Annotated in this window: 12 protein-coding genes; 7 read left to right on the top strand and 5 right to left on the bottom strand. The window is 44.3% G+C overall.

All coding sequences use genetic code 11. The annotated features are described in order from the left end of the window. Nucleotides 1-11: 11 nt before the first annotated feature. The 6 genes from QUA34_RS12495 (at nt 12) to QUA34_RS12470 (ending at nt 9676) form a co-directional block, all read left to right on the top strand. On the top strand, nt 12-386 hold the full coding sequence (locus QUA34_RS12495) for a DUF3110 domain-containing protein (RefSeq protein WP_333330530.1): 375 nt from the start codon (nt 12-14) through the stop codon (nt 384-386). A gap of 189 nt (nt 387-575) precedes the next feature. Then, complete coding sequence (gene murQ / locus QUA34_RS12490) at nt 576-1490, top strand: N-acetylmuramic acid 6-phosphate etherase (protein WP_333330527.1); 915 nt, start codon at nt 576-578, stop codon at nt 1488-1490. Between the two features lie 67 nt (nt 1491-1557). Beyond that, nucleotides 1558-6912 (top strand): AAA family ATPase, encoded by a 5355-nt coding sequence (locus QUA34_RS12485; RefSeq protein WP_333386961.1) that lies wholly within the window; start codon nt 1558-1560, stop codon nt 6910-6912. Between the two features lie 115 nt (nt 6913-7027). Next, nucleotides 7028-7633: an NAD(P)-binding protein gene (locus QUA34_RS12480; RefSeq protein WP_333330521.1), complete on the top strand. Its 606-nt coding sequence runs from the start codon at nt 7028-7030 to the stop codon at nt 7631-7633. A gap of 57 nt (nt 7634-7690) precedes the next feature. After that, nucleotides 7691-8665: an FAD-dependent oxidoreductase gene (locus QUA34_RS12475; protein WP_333330566.1), complete on the top strand. Its 975-nt coding sequence runs from the start codon at nt 7691-7693 to the stop codon at nt 8663-8665. 3 nt (nt 8666-8668) lie between these two features. Next, nucleotides 8669-9676, top strand: a complete 1008-nt coding sequence (locus QUA34_RS12470; RefSeq protein WP_333330518.1) for a 3-oxoacyl-[acyl-carrier-protein] synthase III C-terminal domain-containing protein — start codon at nt 8669-8671, stop codon at nt 9674-9676. 497 nt (nt 9677-10173) lie between these two features. Here the strand turns inward: QUA34_RS12470 and QUA34_RS12465 are convergent, their stop codons facing one another. From QUA34_RS12465 to QUA34_RS12450, 4 genes are all read right to left on the bottom strand, one after another. Continuing rightward, entirely contained in the window at nt 10174-10875 is a 702-nt protein-coding gene (locus QUA34_RS12465) for a thiamine pyrophosphate-dependent enzyme (protein WP_333330515.1), read from the bottom strand. 332 nt (nt 10876-11207) lie between these two features. After that, nucleotides 11208-12020: a thiamine pyrophosphate-binding protein gene (locus QUA34_RS12460; protein ID WP_333330512.1), complete on the bottom strand. Its 813-nt coding sequence runs from the start codon at nt 12018-12020 to the stop codon at nt 11208-11210. A gap of 422 nt (nt 12021-12442) precedes the next feature. After that, the gene (locus QUA34_RS12455; protein WP_333330509.1) at nt 12443-12973 is read right to left on the bottom strand and encodes an adenylate kinase; all 531 of its coding nucleotides are present in this window, start codon (nt 12971-12973) and stop codon (nt 12443-12445) included. 171 nt (nt 12974-13144) lie between these two features. After that, nucleotides 13145-14425, bottom strand: coding sequence for a CAP domain-containing protein (locus QUA34_RS12450; RefSeq protein ID WP_333330506.1), 1281 nt, complete (start codon nt 14423-14425; stop codon nt 13145-13147). Between the two features lie 103 nt (nt 14426-14528). Here QUA34_RS12450 and QUA34_RS12445 point away from each other — a divergent pair, with 103 nt between their 5' ends. Next, nucleotides 14529-14702 carry a hypothetical protein gene (locus tag QUA34_RS12445; RefSeq protein WP_333330503.1) on the top strand — a complete coding sequence of 58 codons (174 nt, stop codon included), beginning with the start codon at nt 14529-14531 and terminating at the stop codon, nt 14700-14702. Nucleotides 14703-14933: 231 nt separating this feature from the next. Here the strand turns inward: QUA34_RS12445 and nblB are convergent, their stop codons facing one another. Further along, nucleotides 14934-15608 (bottom strand): phycobilisome degradation protein NblB, encoded by a 675-nt coding sequence (gene nblB, locus QUA34_RS12440; protein WP_333217864.1) that lies wholly within the window; start codon nt 15606-15608, stop codon nt 14934-14936. Between the last annotated feature and the right edge of the window lie 101 nt (nt 15609-15709).

Here is a 15709-nt window from a genome sequence, read left to right as displayed (position 1 = left end):
CTTTAAAACTTATGCGAGTGTTCGTCTTACTCTTCAATGCCCGCACCGAGAATGAGGGAATTCATACCATTCAACTCGGCGATCGCAATAAAGTTCTGATGTTTGAGTCAGAAGACGACGCCACCCGCTTTGGCGTGATGTTGGAAGCTCAGGATTTCCCCGAGCCCACTGTCGAGGCGATCGACGAGGAGGAAATTAAGGAGTTCTGTGACAGTGTTGATTATGATTGGGAACTTGTGCCCGCGGGCGCGCTGGCTATTCCGCCAGAAGATAATGTAACACAGACTCAGTGGCAGCCGGAGTCCGATCCCGAACCCGAACCTGATTCTGAGGTTTCCCAAAACGAACTGGATTCTATTCGCCGCCGACTCGAAGGACTTTTGTAATAGGAAGTTCGGCAACGAGTAGTGTACGGGATTTAACGGATTGATATTGAGATTCGAGGTGAAGACGGAAAAGGGAAGAAGGCAGGGCAGTTTCATTCTCAGGGAAATCATCGTTTTGTAGGGGTAGTGTCCCCGTGCCTACCCCCTCCACGGACTAGCCGACAACTGACAATTAACAACTAACAAAAAATGAAGAATTTGGAAGAACGGGGCCATCTGCTGACTGAACAGGTGAATGCCAACAGCGAGAATTTAGACCAACTCAGTTCGATCGAATTAGTGGACTTGTTCAACCGGGAAGACGCCCAAACCTTAAGCGCGATCGCCCGTGCCCGCGAACAGTTAGCCCAAGCGATCGACATTGCAGCCGAGTCTCTACGTCAAGGAGGTCGCCTGTTTTACGTCGGTGCGGGTACTTCCGGGCGTTTGGGGGTGCTCGATGCCGCCGAGTGTCCCCCCACCTTCTGCACGCCACCAGAACTCGTACAGGGCATAATTGCCGGGGGTGCGGGGGCTCTGGTGCGGAGTTCGGAGGATTTGGAGGATCGGGCTGAGGATGGGGCTGAGGCGATCGCCCACCGTCACATTACCAACTTAGACGTGGTTGTCGGGATTACGGCTGGAGGTACGACGCCGTTTGTCGCGGGCGCTTTGCAGGGGGCGCGCCAGCGGGGGGCGAAGACTGTGTTTATGGCCTGCGTACCCGTCGAACAAGTGAATTTTGAGGCTGATGTTGATATTCGGTTGTTGGTTGGCCCGGAGGTAGTGGCGGGTTCGACGCGCTTGAAAGCCGGTACAGTCACAAAAATGGCTTTAAATATCATTTCGACTGGGGTAATGGTGAAGCTGGGGAAGGTTTACGGCAATCGGATGGTTGATGTGGCAGTAACTAATAAGAAATTGCGCGATCGGGCTGTGCGGATGTTGCAGGATTTGACTGATTTAAACCGGGATGAGGCGGGTTTTTTGCTCGAAAAAAGCGGCAAGTCGGTTAAATTAGCTTTGATGATGCACTGGACTAATTTGGAGAAGGAAGAGTGCGATCGAATTTTGGGCGAGTTTCAAGGGAATTTGCGATCGGCTGTAGCATCAATTCGTCAGTAGTCATTAGTCAGTTGTTATTGGTTATTGGTTATTGGTTATTCCCCATTCCCCATTCCCCATTCCCCCTATGATTACCCTAACAAACTACAAAATCACCGCCCAAATCCATGAAAGCTTTAACTCCCTTGTTTATCGGGGAATTCAGCTTGAGGGTGAGACACCAGTTATCCTTAAGGTTCTCAAAGCTGACTATCCCACCCCAGCCCAACTCACTCGTTACAAACAAGAATATGAAATCAACCGCAGCTTAAATATTGATGGAGTCGCCAAAGTTTACAGTTTAGAAAATTATCAGAATACCCGGGTAATGAGTTTAGAAGATTTTGGCGGATCGTCACTCAGTATATTAATCAATGAACATAAATTTTCCCTGCTTCAATTTTTGAAAATGGCAGTCAATATCACCGCTATTTTAGGTGAAATCCATGCGACCAATATTATTCATAAAGACATCAACCCCTCTAATATTGTTCTTAACCCAGAAACGGGGCAAGTCAAAATCATAGATTTTGGTCTATCAACAGTTTTAACCCGCGAAAGCACCACCCTGAAAAATCCCAATGTCTTAGAAGGCACTCTTGCCTATATGTCACCAGAACAAACTGGCAGAATGAACCGCAGTTTAGATTACCGGACAGACTTTTATTCCCTCGGTGCAACCTTCTACGAACTCCTTACCCATCAACTGCCATTTGAGAGCACAGATGCACTAGAATTAGTTCACTACCACATTGCCAAACAGCCAACTCCACCCCATCAAATTAATCCAGAAATACCTAAACTTGTCTCAGAGCTCGTAATGAAATTGTTAGCCAAAACTGCGGAGCAAAGATACCAAAGTGCTTGGGGAATTAAAGCCGATTTAGAAGAATGTCTCAGGCAATTACAATCTTTTAGTAGGATATCAGAATTTCCTTTAGCTTGTCAAGATATTTTAGATAAATTTCAAATTCCCCAAAAACTCTACGGCAGAGAACGAGAAATTGAAACCTTACTAGCAGCTTTTGAGCGCGTAGCCGGAGAAAATATTGAGGTCGCGACTTCAGGAAAAGGGGCGGTGGAAATGATGCTCGTAGCGGGTTATTCCGGTATCGGCAAGTCATCTCTAGTGCAAGAAATTTATAAACCAATTACTAGACAAAAGGGTTATTTTATTTCTGGTAAATTCGATCAATACCAGCGCAATATTCCCTACTGGGCTCCGATCAAAGCCTTTCAGGAATTAGTGCGGCAACTATTAACTGAAACGGAATCTCAACTGGAACAGTGGAGAGAAAAAATCAACGCAGCTTTAGGGGAAAATGGCGGCATTATTGTCGAAGTTATTCCCGAAGTAGAATTGATTGCAGGCAAGCAACCTGAAGTAGTATCCTTGCCCCCTGCTGAAGCCCAAAATCGCTTCAATTTTGTCTTTCAAAAATTCATCCGAGTGTTTGCTCAAAAAGAGCATCCCCTAGTAATGTTCATTGATGATTTGCAGTGGGCTGATGGGGCTTCCCTAAAACTTATGCAGCTTTTAATGACAGCAGCAGAAAGCGAATATCTATTTTTTTTAGGAGCTTATCGGGATAATGAAGTTAGTCCGAGTCACCCATTAATGATAACTATTGATGAAATTAGGAAAAGCGGTACGACAGTTAATTCTATCAGGATCTCGGCATTGAAAGAAGTTCATATCAATCAATTAATTGTTGATACTCTTAAATGCGAGCGCGAGCGCAGCCTACCCCTGACTGAATTAGTGATTGCCAAAACCCAGGGAAATCCCTTTTTTGTTAATGAATTTTTGAAGTCTATGTATGCTGAAAAATTATTGACATTTAATATCCAACAAGTTAGTTCGCAATGGAACTTAGAACAAATTAAAGAGCGAGGTTTTACCGATAACGTTGTTGAATTGATGGCAGGAAAAATTACAAAATTACCGGAAGCAACCCAAGAAGTTTTGAAAGTAGCTGCTTGCATTGGCAACCAATTTGACCTCAAGATTTTAGCTAACAGCATTGAAAATTCCCTAACAGAAGTGGCCTTATCTTTGCGGAATGCCACGGTCGAAGGGCTAATTGTACCTCTGAGCGATACCTACAAGTCAGTAGAATTAGAGGTGACACCTTTAGATTTAAACGCAGAGTTAATTGTGGAATACAAATTTATTCACGACCGAGTTCAACAAGCAGCTTATTCCTTAATTCCCGATCGGCAAAAATCCCTCGTTCACCAACAAGTAGGACGAAGTTTATTACAAAATACCCCTTTTTCTCAAAGAGAAGAAAAAATTTTTGATATCGTCAATCAACTCAACTTCGATCCTCAATTAATTGATAACCAATCAGAAAAAAATGAACTAGCCGAGTTAAATGCGATCGCAGGTCAAAAAGCCTTAGCATCAGCCGCCTACGAATCAGCTTTCAAATATTTAACCTTTGGCATTGAACTGTTAGCCGAAGCAAGTTGGCAAACCGACTATAATCTGACAGTAAAATTGTATGCAGAAGCGGCAAAAGCTGCACAGCTAGTTGGCGAATTTGACCGCATGGAAAACTTAGCTGCGGTGGCCTTGCAACAAGCTAAAACCCTCCTAGATAGTGCCGGAATCTATGAAACACAAATTGCGGCACTCACGACACAATCAAGACGAGTAGAATTAGTTAAACTCGGTATTGATGTCCTGAAACTTTTAGGAGTTGATTTACCAGAAGCTCCTAATTTATCCGACATTCAGCAAGCAATGGCGACTACAAATGCTGCCTTAAGCGGACGAAAAATAGAAGATTTAATTGACCTACCTTTGATGGTAGAACCTGCTCCGCAAGCAGCCATGCGGATATTATCATCTCTCTTCGCCCCTTCTTATCAAGTTGCTCCGGCGCTGCTGCCCTTAATAGCCTGCGAAATGGTAAATTTATCTATTAAGTATGGCAACACAACTAACTCTCCTTTTGGCTACGCTGGCTTAGGCGTAATCTTAAACGGTGGGTTCCAAGATATGGAGAGTTCCTATCAATATGGTCAACTGGCTATGCGTGTATTACAGCAGTTAAATTTTGTGGAAGTTAAAGCTAAAACATTTCATTTGGTAGCAGGATTCACCATTCACGTAAAAGCTCACATCAGGGAATGTTTTGATATTTTCTTAGCGGGATATCAAAGCGGGATTGTCATGGGAGATTTTTCTTTTGCAGGTGAAGCTGCTAATGTTAGATGTCAATACTTATATTTGAGTGGCATGGAATTAGTATCTGTAGAAAGGGAGATAGCTATCTATGACAAAGCAATGGCAGACATCAAGCAAAAAACATCTATTAAATATAATCGCATGACTTGGCAAGCGGTGCTTAACTTGCTTTCTCCCTGTGACAATCCCTGTAGGTTAGATGGTGAAGTTTGCAACGAGGAAGCATTTCTTGCTGAATGTTTAGAAATGGGCGACCGCGCTGGTACTGCTTATGTCTATATTATGCAACTTATTCTATGCTATATATTTAAAGATTACCCGCAAGCTTTAGAGAATGCGATCAAAGGTGAACCTTATTTAGATGGTTTAACGGGAATTTTTTCCGTACCAAATTTTTATTTTTACGACTCTTTAAACCGCCTATCACTTTATCCTGTCGCCGCTAATGCAGAAAAAGAGCAGTACCTCGAAAAAGTAGTTAGGAATCAAGAAAAAATGAAAGTATGGGCAGATAATGCCCCGATGAATTTTCAGCATAAATACGATCTAGTAGCAGCAGAACAAGCGCGAGTTACAGGAGATATTTCTAAAGCGATGGCAGATTATGACTGCGCTATTAAAGGAGCTAGAAAAGGATTATACACCCAGGAAGAAGCAATCTCTTACGAACGAGCCGCAGAATTTTATCTGGCTTTAGGAAGAGAAGATATTGGTGAAATTTATATGAAAAAAGCTCATTATTGCTATCAACTATGGGGCGCTAAACACAAGCTTCAACATTTAGAGAAAGCTTACCCGTACTTGCAGCCAAGAACCTCTGAATCAACAACGAGAACTACTTTATCTAGCCGCACTACCAGTGGCAGCAACAGTTCTCAGGTATTAGATTTTGCCACAGTAATGAGGGCTGCTCAAGCCATTTCTGGTGAAATTGTCCTGGAAAAGTTGCTATCAAAGCTGATTAAACTTGCCATTGAAAATGCCGGCGCGCAAAAAGGTTTTCTTTTATTGTTCGATCGCGGTGAATTAAAAATAGAAGCGGCTTTAGAAATTGCAAACAATGAAGTTAGCGTCCTGCAATCTGTGCCAATTAGCCATAGTAATTTGTTGCCAATAACTGTAGTCAACTATGTGACTAGAACTCAGTTAGATGTGGTTTTAAATGATGCTGTTAATGAGGGATTATTTACGAAAGATTCTTATGTATTAGAAAATAGCCCCAAGTCAATTTCGTGCAATGCGATCCTCAATCAAGGTAAATTAATCGGCATTCTATATTTAGAAAATAATCTAGCAACAAGTGCTTTTACTACAGACAGGTTAGAAGTTTTGAAGATCATTTCTTCCCAAGCTGCTATTTCTCTGGAAAATGCACTACTTTATCAAACTTTGGAACAAAAAGTAGAGGAACGCACGGCTCAATTAGCTGAAGCTAACTCTCACCTTGCGGAAGCCAATCAGGAAATTACTGTACTCAACGAACGACTGAAAGCAGATAATATTCGCATGAGTGCAGAACTAGACGTGACGCGCCGCCTACAGAAAATGCTGTTGCCAAGGGAACAGGAACTCAGCCAAGTTGAAGGGTTAGAAATTGCTGGTTTTATGGAACCAGCCGATGAAGTAGGAGGCGATTATTATGACGTGCTGCAACACAATGGTAGCGTCAAAATTGGCATTGGTGACGTAACGGGACACGGCTTAGAAAGTGGCGTGTTAATGATTATGGCACAAACGGCTATCCGTACTTTATTAACTAATAATGAAGCCGATCCTGTGATTTTTTTAAATATTGTGAATCGGACGCTTTTTGACAACGCAACTCGGATGAATTGTGAGAAAAATATGACGCTAGCTTTGCTGGATTATCAAGATAATATCCTGCGTTTGAGTGGACAGCATGAGGAAGTAATTATCGTGCGCGCTGATGGCGAAGTGGAGCAAATTGATACAATGGATTTGGGATTTATAATTGCGTTAGAACCGGATATAGCTGATTTTGTGAGTTCGACAGATATTGAGTTGCATTCAGGAGATGTTGTGGTTCTCTATACCGATGGGATTACAGAAGCGTTTGATATGGATCGCGAACAATACGGTTTAGAACGACTTATTGAAGTTGTCTGCGAGTGTAGGGAAGAATCGGCGGAAGCTATTAAAGAAGCTGCGATCGCAGATGTGCGGCGACATATTGGCAAGCAAAAGGTTTACGATGATATCACCATAGTCGTGATTAAACAGAAGTAGCGATCGGTAAGTTGTTTACGTTTAGGGTTAATTATAAATAAAAAATAATCTTTGGAAATTTTTGAGCCTCTGCCCTACAAACTATAAATATCCAGGAAGAAAAAGAGTAAATGTAATGTTGAAAGACGAAATACTCGACGTGGCGATCGTTGGCGGCGGTGTATCAGGAGTTTACAGCGCTTGGCGACTAATGACTAGCCAAACTCAAAAATCCGAACGACTCGAACAAATGCTCTCAAAGCGAGGAGAAGATCGGCTGAAAATTGCTGTGTTTGAAGGTAGCCACCGCATCGGTGGGCGATTGCTATCGGTAACTCCGCCGGGAATACCAAACACCCGCTGCGAATTGGGCGGGATGCGTTATATGTCATCGCAAAAACTGGTGAGATCGCTAGTTGAAAATAAACTTAAACTAGAAACCCGCCCTTTATACGTCAGCGAACCTGAAAACATCGCTTATTTGCGAGGCCAACACCTACGCCTTTCTCAACTTACCGATCCGAAATTGGTGCCCTATGCCCTCAAAAGTGCCGAACAAGGGATAGATCCCAGCAATTTTATTGGTTTTGCCCTCGAACAGCTTATGCCCGGAATTAGCAAACTACATGGGGAAGAATTGCGGCATTTTGTGAGAACTCATAAATTTGAGGGCAAACATCTCTACAATTGGGGCTTCTGGAATTTGTTGGCACGATCGCTCTCCCACGAAGCTTACACCTGAGCCTACCAAGCAGGCGGCTACGATACCACCGTCTTAAACTGGAACGCCGCCGACACCATCTTATTAAACTGCGACTTCACACCGGATGTAACTTACAAAGCGATAGTTAAAGGTTACGAACAAATACCTTTAGAAATCTGCCAACAATTCGTCCAATCAGGCGGAGAAGTTTATCTGGAACACCGACTCAAATCCTTTGCAGCAGCAGAGTTGCCCGATGGTAGCAGCGGTGTCAAAATGAGTCTCATCTCGCAAAATCAACCAGGTGAAACCATAGAAATCTTCGCTCGCGCCTTAATCTTAGCGATGCCACGACGCTCCCTGGAACTACTAGATCCGACAGGCGAGGTTTTAGATCCACGAAACCGTAAAGTTCAAACACTGATCCGCACGGTGACACCAGTGCCTATGTTTAAAATGTTTGTCTCCTACCACACACCTTGGTGGGAAAAGGTTGAAGTCACGAAAGGGCGATCTGTTACCGACCTACCAGTGCGGCAATGTTACTATTCGGGCACAGAAGGAGAACAGCTCAAAGCCGATCGACAAAACCAGAATTCAGTGCTGTTGGCAAGTTACGACGATACCCTCAATGTCACTTTTTGGGAAGGACTGCGGGACAAAAAAGAAGAACCGCCCTTTGAGACGAAAGCAGGTTACTATGGCTCAGACTACTCCGGTTCCCCCGACTGGCATCATTACAAAGCACCAGCCGCAATGGTGAGAGAGATCCAGCGCCAGCTACAAGAAATGCACGGATTAAGTGGGGTTCCAGAACCTTACAGCGCTGTCTATATGGACTGGGGCGACGATCCCTATGGCGGTGCAGTTAATTTCTGGAATATCCACGCCAAAAGTTGGGAAGTTATCCCCCAAATCGTCCACCCGCAAGAGAATGTCCCGGTGTATATTTGCGGTGAAGCTTATTCAGATGGTCAGGGGTGGGTGGAAGGAGCGCTATCTACAGCCGAAATTTTACTGCAAGACCACTTCGGCCTGCAACCGCCCGATTGGGTGACAGAGGAGGGTTGAACTATGGCTAACTATGATGGCATTGCTATCATCGGCACAGGCTATGCGGTACCGTCACAGATTCGGACTAATGATGACCCGATATTTGACTGGCTCAAACAACATCCTGTACTGGATCAGGATTTGTTTAAAGGCTACAAGGAGCGCCGTGTCTTGTCCTCAGGGGAAAGTGTGACGGATCTTATGGTAAAGGCTGCCTTGGTAGCTATAAAGGATGCAAGATTGAACATCGGCGAGATTGACGCGCTACTAGGCTATGATTCGGTTTCTGAGTATCTCACACCCAATGGACTAGCTAAAGTTCACCAACAACTGGGTTTGTCGCCCACAACTTGGATATTTCCGATTAACGATGAATACACGAATTTTAATACAGGGCTGTTGATGGCAAATGCCCTAGTACGGGCGAGGCAAGTGAGAAACGCACTGGTTGTATGTGGCTGCAACTGGACTCGCTATGTGAGCTATCATACCCCCCAAAGTATTAGTGCCTCAGATGGAGCGGGGGCGGCAGTGGTGGGTGAGCTCAGAGATCCATCGCAATTTACTTTAGTGGACGCTGAAAACTCGGTGTATACAAAAGTATATGGCTGTATGTATATGCAACCAGATGCGATCGCGCCTGATGCTTTGGATTTTCAAAACAACCTCGAACAAATTTACACCAGACCATACTTTCACATTACACCGCAGGGTCAGCAAGCGTTTGTAGAATTTATAGAAAAAGAACCGCCGATATTGACTCATCGGCTGTTAGAACGTCACGGCCTTCGGGGTGCTGACATTGCTTTAATTACCCATCAAGCTTCCACTGTACTCATGGATGCTTGGGCGAGTGCGATCGCGCCTGCTCAATATTTGCAAACCTTAGAAACTTTTGCCAACATGACACTGGCAAGCATTCCAGTAAATCTTGCCTATTTCTATCGCGAGATTAAAACGGAGTACCTAGTATTGCTGGGTTTAGGAACTGAACTCAAGACAGCCGCACTATTGCTGAAGCGCAAGTAGTAGACGGGGCGGGTTTTTGAATTTTTACTACACATAATTAAAGCAGAGGTAAGGACACTCCAAGAGCCCATAGGTGCCAACTTAACTTCAAGCCCAGTCACAGAATGCTGTTTGACCATTAAACTTAGATCCCCCCTAGCCCCCCTTAAGAAGGGGGGGACAAGAGCCTTCTCAAAGTCCCCCTTCTTAAGGGGGATTTAGGGGGATCTAAACTCGGGTATGAGCGAGATTTTTCAAGGGTTTTAGTCTTAAGTTGACACCAATGGGAGTGTCCCTACTACTAGGATCGCGAGCGATCGCAGTGTACTTCATAAACGTGGAATCTGCTGTAAATTGGGGAACTTACAACCAGATCTTCCTATCACTCAGCTTTGTGAAGGTGGATAATAATGTGGCACCTCATAGTTATTAATGTGAGCAACTATTACCTGCGGTTTTTTATTTTCTAGTGCATTTTTCATGGCTCTGGGAAATACTTCTCTCAGCTCAGTAGGACTCTAAATATCAAAAGCATCAGCACCCAAAGCTGCGGCAAACTGCGCCAAATTGGGATTACCATTTTTATAATAATCTTTCCAAAATCCCGGATTTCCAGGTTTAGGACAAAACTGGTTCATGTACTGGCTAATCATCCCCAAGTCGTTATTGTCCATGACCACCCAAATTGCGCCAACGCCGTATTGCGCGGCTGTTGAAATTTCGTTTCCGTGCATCATAAACGCACCATCGCCAACAATCGCAACGCAGGTTTTATACGGCGCTCCCATTTTACCGCCGATTACCGCAGCAGTACCAAAACCCATCGACCCCATTGCCAGCGAATTGTGCATTTGCAAAGGCGGATTGGCAACAATATAATGCACCGACCAACCAACGCAGTTAGCACAATCTATAAACAAATGTCCGTCTTCTGGCATCATCTCATTGATGCACTTCATCAACGCTTGAGGAAAAATAGGGGAAGCTTCCGAGTCTCGTTTTTCGGGGTTGCGGAACGGAGATTTTGTACTTTTAATTTCGTCGATCAACCGCCTGCGGAAATCAATTCCTTTTTCATCAGCTTTTACTTGCTGACCTAACTCGCACAAGTAGTCGATCGCGCGGCCAACTTCCGACACAATTCCCAATTCAATCGGAAAAGAACGGGCGATCGCATTTTGATTCAAGTCAACTTGAATAAAAGGCCCGTTGGGAATCAAAATCGAGTCCTATTTGGAAGTAGCCAGTTGACCCAAACTCGATCCCCAAACCATCAGTGCATCGTAGTGTGATGGTAATTTAGGATTAACCCTCTTCGGTAACTCTGGGAAAATAAAAATAAGAGCCAAATTTTTAACTGTAGATATAGCGAGCATTTGAGCGTTTATTTTCTAACAGAATAGCTGAAATCAGGATTTTTGGTAAAAGTCTTATGCTCTAAGCGTTCCTGATTATTTTTTCCCGAAAGTGACAAAAGAGGGTTAAGAAGTTGCGGGTTTAAATAATACTTAGGCCACTCGCAACCCGCCAAACCGTAATTTCGCAGCGATAACTAAATATTTTCTGGAAAAATGCTCTTTGCGTCGGGAGTTGTCCTCACCGGAATGGCAAATTTGTTAACAAACTCTACAAATTTTCGCAGGCGATCGCCATCTTGCAAAGCGCGGCGACAGCCATTTCCCAAGAAAAATAACGGCAGTTGCGCTGACAACAGCAACTTAAAAGCTTGCTCTATTTTCCCTGGGCTAAAAGCATCGGGAATGGCGCGATAATTATCAGGGCTATTGGGAATTTGGACATTGCTAACCGTACTCCCAGCAACATCGTCGGGAAGGCTAATGTGAGCGGCGCGGTTAGGAATTGAAAGCGCATCCCGTAAAGCTTGGGAAAACAGCGTTTGGAAATTGGTCGCATTAGTAATTACAGCACTGTACTGCGAGGCGCTGCGATAAATATTATCAATGTCTAGATTGGCATCAATTCCTTCTTGAAGATAACCTTTACCAAAATAAACTTCTGGCACTTCCCCAGTAATAGTCAACAGCGCCGAGTTACTATTGTGAGCGTTCACCGTTCCCGTCAAAGCATTGGTGGCACCAGGGCCAGAAGTTACCAAAACCACCCCTAAGTTTCCCGTTACCCGTGCATAACCATCAGCGATAAAAGCCGCCCCAGTTTCGTGGCGACAAATGATATACTCAAATTTATCTTGTTGCTCGCTTAGTTCGTCTAATAGGTGCGTGAGTGCGCCGCCTGGAAGACCGAATAGTTTATTTACTTGCTCAAGTTCGAGGTACTTGAGCAGAAGCTGGGCAACAGTTTTGTCTTGTACAGTTGTGTAGTATGTAGTCTGATTTTGAATCACAAGCGTGTCCTCTCCCGATGCGATATACCTAACTGCGTATAAATTATACATACAGTAAAATATATTTTACATCACTGCTTCGGCCTTGCTACATAGATTATTTCTCGAAGAAGAAATGGTTATTAAATCAGTAGCGGACTAAAAGCTGAAGACAGAGCGAATTTGTAGCTTTCAAAAAAGTAAATTTCGGTGATTTTTGGCGCGCTCGTTGACGTTTTTGAGAAAGGCGATTAGAGTCAGTATATAGATTTGTTGTTTGGCGATCGCTCATTAGTTAGGAAAGCCGTTTCAGAAGCCAACGCACCTAGTACCAGACTGCTGGATAGCCTACCAACTTTGAATTTTCAAACCGAGTCCTATGAAACTAAAGCCTAACCTTAACCTATACTCATCCTTGGGGCATCTCCCCTGGCTGTCAACAGTCAACAGTCATTAGTCCTTTGCAATATCGATTCAAAAAATTGTGAAATCTCTTCAGTGGATCTGATGTGATAAACACTTTTGGTTTTTTGAGCGCGATCGACATACTCGCGATATCTGGGAGTCAAATACTTGTGACACAACCAAAGAACGCGGTAACTATTAATTGAACCCTTCAAGATAGGACTCTTTTCCGGCCAGCCTTCTGGCGGTATAAACTTACCTGTAATCAGCCGTTTAGTCACCCACCAGAAATGCACGTATAAGGGCAGATCGACAAAAACCAGACTATCTGCCTCGTTGAGTCGAAGCCAGACGGTTTCCATACAACCAAAACCGTCTATAATCCATCGGTCAGTAGCCAAAATTTTCTCATGGATCTGCTTATATTCTTCATTGGGAACCTCAGCGCCCCCAGATTGATATTTAATCTTATCCAAAGGGTAAAGTGGCAAACCAGTGATTTCTGATAATCTCTTGCTGAGAGTTGATTTACCGCCTCCAGCGTTGCCAAACACGGCTACTTTTTTCATAGTTACCCCTCTTAGTAATGATGCAAATTGTAGCAACACTGTGGAGAATTGCTATAACAACTGAAGTAGTAGGGTGCGTCAGCTTCGACAATCTGGGCTACCCATCCAATCCCTACGAACTGACGCACCTTACAAGCTGCCTAAGTGAAATTTTACACTACCGATTCCCCGTTACCCATTCACAAAAACGCTCGATGTAAGCTGACTTTGACTTACACCCTGCACGATGCCCAAATAATTACTGCCAGACTTAATCGCCGTAGAAGCGACACTTGCACCTCCATCCAACTGCAAACTCACAGCTTCAAAAGTCAAGTTGGCAAACCCGATACCGTCCGTCAAACCAATGTTATCCCCAGCCCCAAAATCGACGATTACATCTGCACTTATTAAAGTAGCCGCCGCAGACAAACCTCCTGCCAAGATAAACGTATCATTTCCAGCACCGCCGGTCAGCATATCTTGACCGCGATCGCCCGCTAACAAATCGGATCCGTTACCGCCAATTAAGATATCATCTTCTTTGCCGCCGCGAATAGTATCGTTACCGTCAGATCCGATTAGTCGATCGTTATCGTTGTTGCCGCTGATAAAATCATTGCCAACACCGCCATCAATTGAATCCGATTCTTTGCCACCCGATAAGCTGTCATTGCCGCCTGCGCCATTAATTGTATCCGCACCTTGCATTCCATTAATGCTATCAGCACCTTCTCCCCCCGTGATATTGTCTTTGCCGGAAAGGGCAAAAATTGGCAATCCCGCAGCATTTGTCGGTATTTGACTATCGGCACTATCTGAGAGGAAATAATTGCCGTCGCTGGCTGTATTTTTGGGTGCTGTCGTCGGGCTGCCGTCCCCTATAGCATTGGGTATTGGCGAAGTAATCGATACCAATGTGTTGGGAGTAGGTGTGGGAGTAGGTGTGGGTGTCGGTGCGGGATTGACACTACCGTCAAGAGAAGTCGCAAAAACTTGCGTCCAATAGTGATTGAAATTTTCTGTGCCAGTATCGTCGGCTAAGAAATAGTAACCAATCCCAATTTCTTTGAGATTCGGGTTTAGAATGTTAGTGCGATGGCCGCTGCTGTTCATCCACGATGATACAACTTGTTCGGGTGTAGAAGATCCAGCAGCAATATTTTCTGCTGCCGCTGAGAACTTATAGCCCGTTGTAGTAATGCGACTGGTGAATGACGAACCATCTTTTCCGGTATGCGAAAAGAAGTCTTGCAGTGCCATGTTTTGGCTGTGATTTTCCGCCGCATTTAGTAACTGAGTATTTAAGGTTAGCGGTGATAAACTCAATTTGCTGCGTTCGATGTTTGTAAGTTCTAAAACTCTATAAATAAAGTTTTGATTGGTTGGAGTTGGTGCGACTTGAGAGGCAGATCGCTCTCCTGGTAAAATGTCCGAGGACTGAGAACCTGAATTTTGTAGTTGTTCAAGCATGGGGATGATCAAGAGTTTTAAGACTTGGCTTTGCTGGTAGATGGCTTACCGTCTTAACGATAGTTTCCCCGATCGCTAGCTGGCTGGACACAATTTAAGAATTGTGTTAATCCCTGCCGCTACTGTATTTATTTTAATTATAGCTTTTGTCAAAGTGGGGATGTCAAGAGGCAGACTCTGGTTTGGATTGGGAAGAGTGCGATCGACTTTGAGGAGAGTTTTCAAGGAATGTGCGATCGCCCGTGGCATCAATACAATTTTAGATTTTAGATTTTAGATTTTTCCTGATTAGTAAGGTTTACGCTACGCAACCAGCCCGCTGGCTGGCTGGCTAGAAACCCGGTTTCTACGAGTTTTGCAGATAGGAACAAGAAATATAGGAAGAAACCGGGTTTCTGAAATATGTGTGCGATCGCGAACAGACTTTTTAGTAGAATCTTCACAAAAAATTCTAAATTAATTCAAAATTCACAAGCGTGCAGGGTTGTTCGCGATCGCCAAAGCAATCTCAAGATTTCAAACTATTTTCTTGTCCGGCTTTAGCCTCCTGAGCAACTTGTTCAACCTCATCTTTGGCGAGAATTTCCAAAGCTGTCTGTGCTTCTGCACCGCCCAACCGCCCCAAAGCTTGGGCGACTCTGTAACGGATCTGCCAATCTGCATTGGAAGCGTAGGGAAGCAGCAGCGGCAGCGCCCGTTTATCTCCCAATTCACCTAATGCGCTGATGGCAATGGTTTGGATCAATTCGTTTTCAGAATTCAGGGCATTTTCTAACATCGGAAAGGCTTTCGGATCTCCCATTTCTCCCAAAGCCGCGACGATGCTCAGTTGCACCAGCCATTCAGAGGTACTGCTATAAACTTGCTGCAAATCTTCTAAAGCATCGGTTAATTTCAATGCGCCCAAAGCATCGGCTGCTGCTGCTTGCACGTCGGGTTCGGGGTCGTTGTTCAAGCTGTTTCGCAGTACCTCTAAAGCGTTCGCCAGATTCTGCGTGCCGAGGGTTGATAATTGGCTGACTGCTGCGTAGCGAACCCGGACGTTTTTGTCGCCGATCGCAATTTGAATCAGTTTATAGGCGATCGCGGGTTCTAGTTGCCGCAGTTGGTTGACTGCTCGCAGTCTTTCGCCAAAATCCTCGGAATTCAGCAATTGTTCGACAGACTCAGGGGTAATGCTCATCGGATTTGAGATTTTAGATTTTAGATTTTAGATTTGGTAATTGGTAATTGCCAAAAGCGAGCGAGATTTAAGGAGCGATTCCCTACGGGATAGCTTCGCTT

This window comes from Microcoleus sp. POL10_C6, from assembly GCF_036701585.1.
In the GTDB taxonomy this organism is placed as follows: Bacteria; Cyanobacteriota; Cyanobacteriia; order Cyanobacteriales; family Microcoleaceae; genus Microcoleus.
This window is presented reverse-complemented; position numbering and strand designations above follow the sequence as displayed.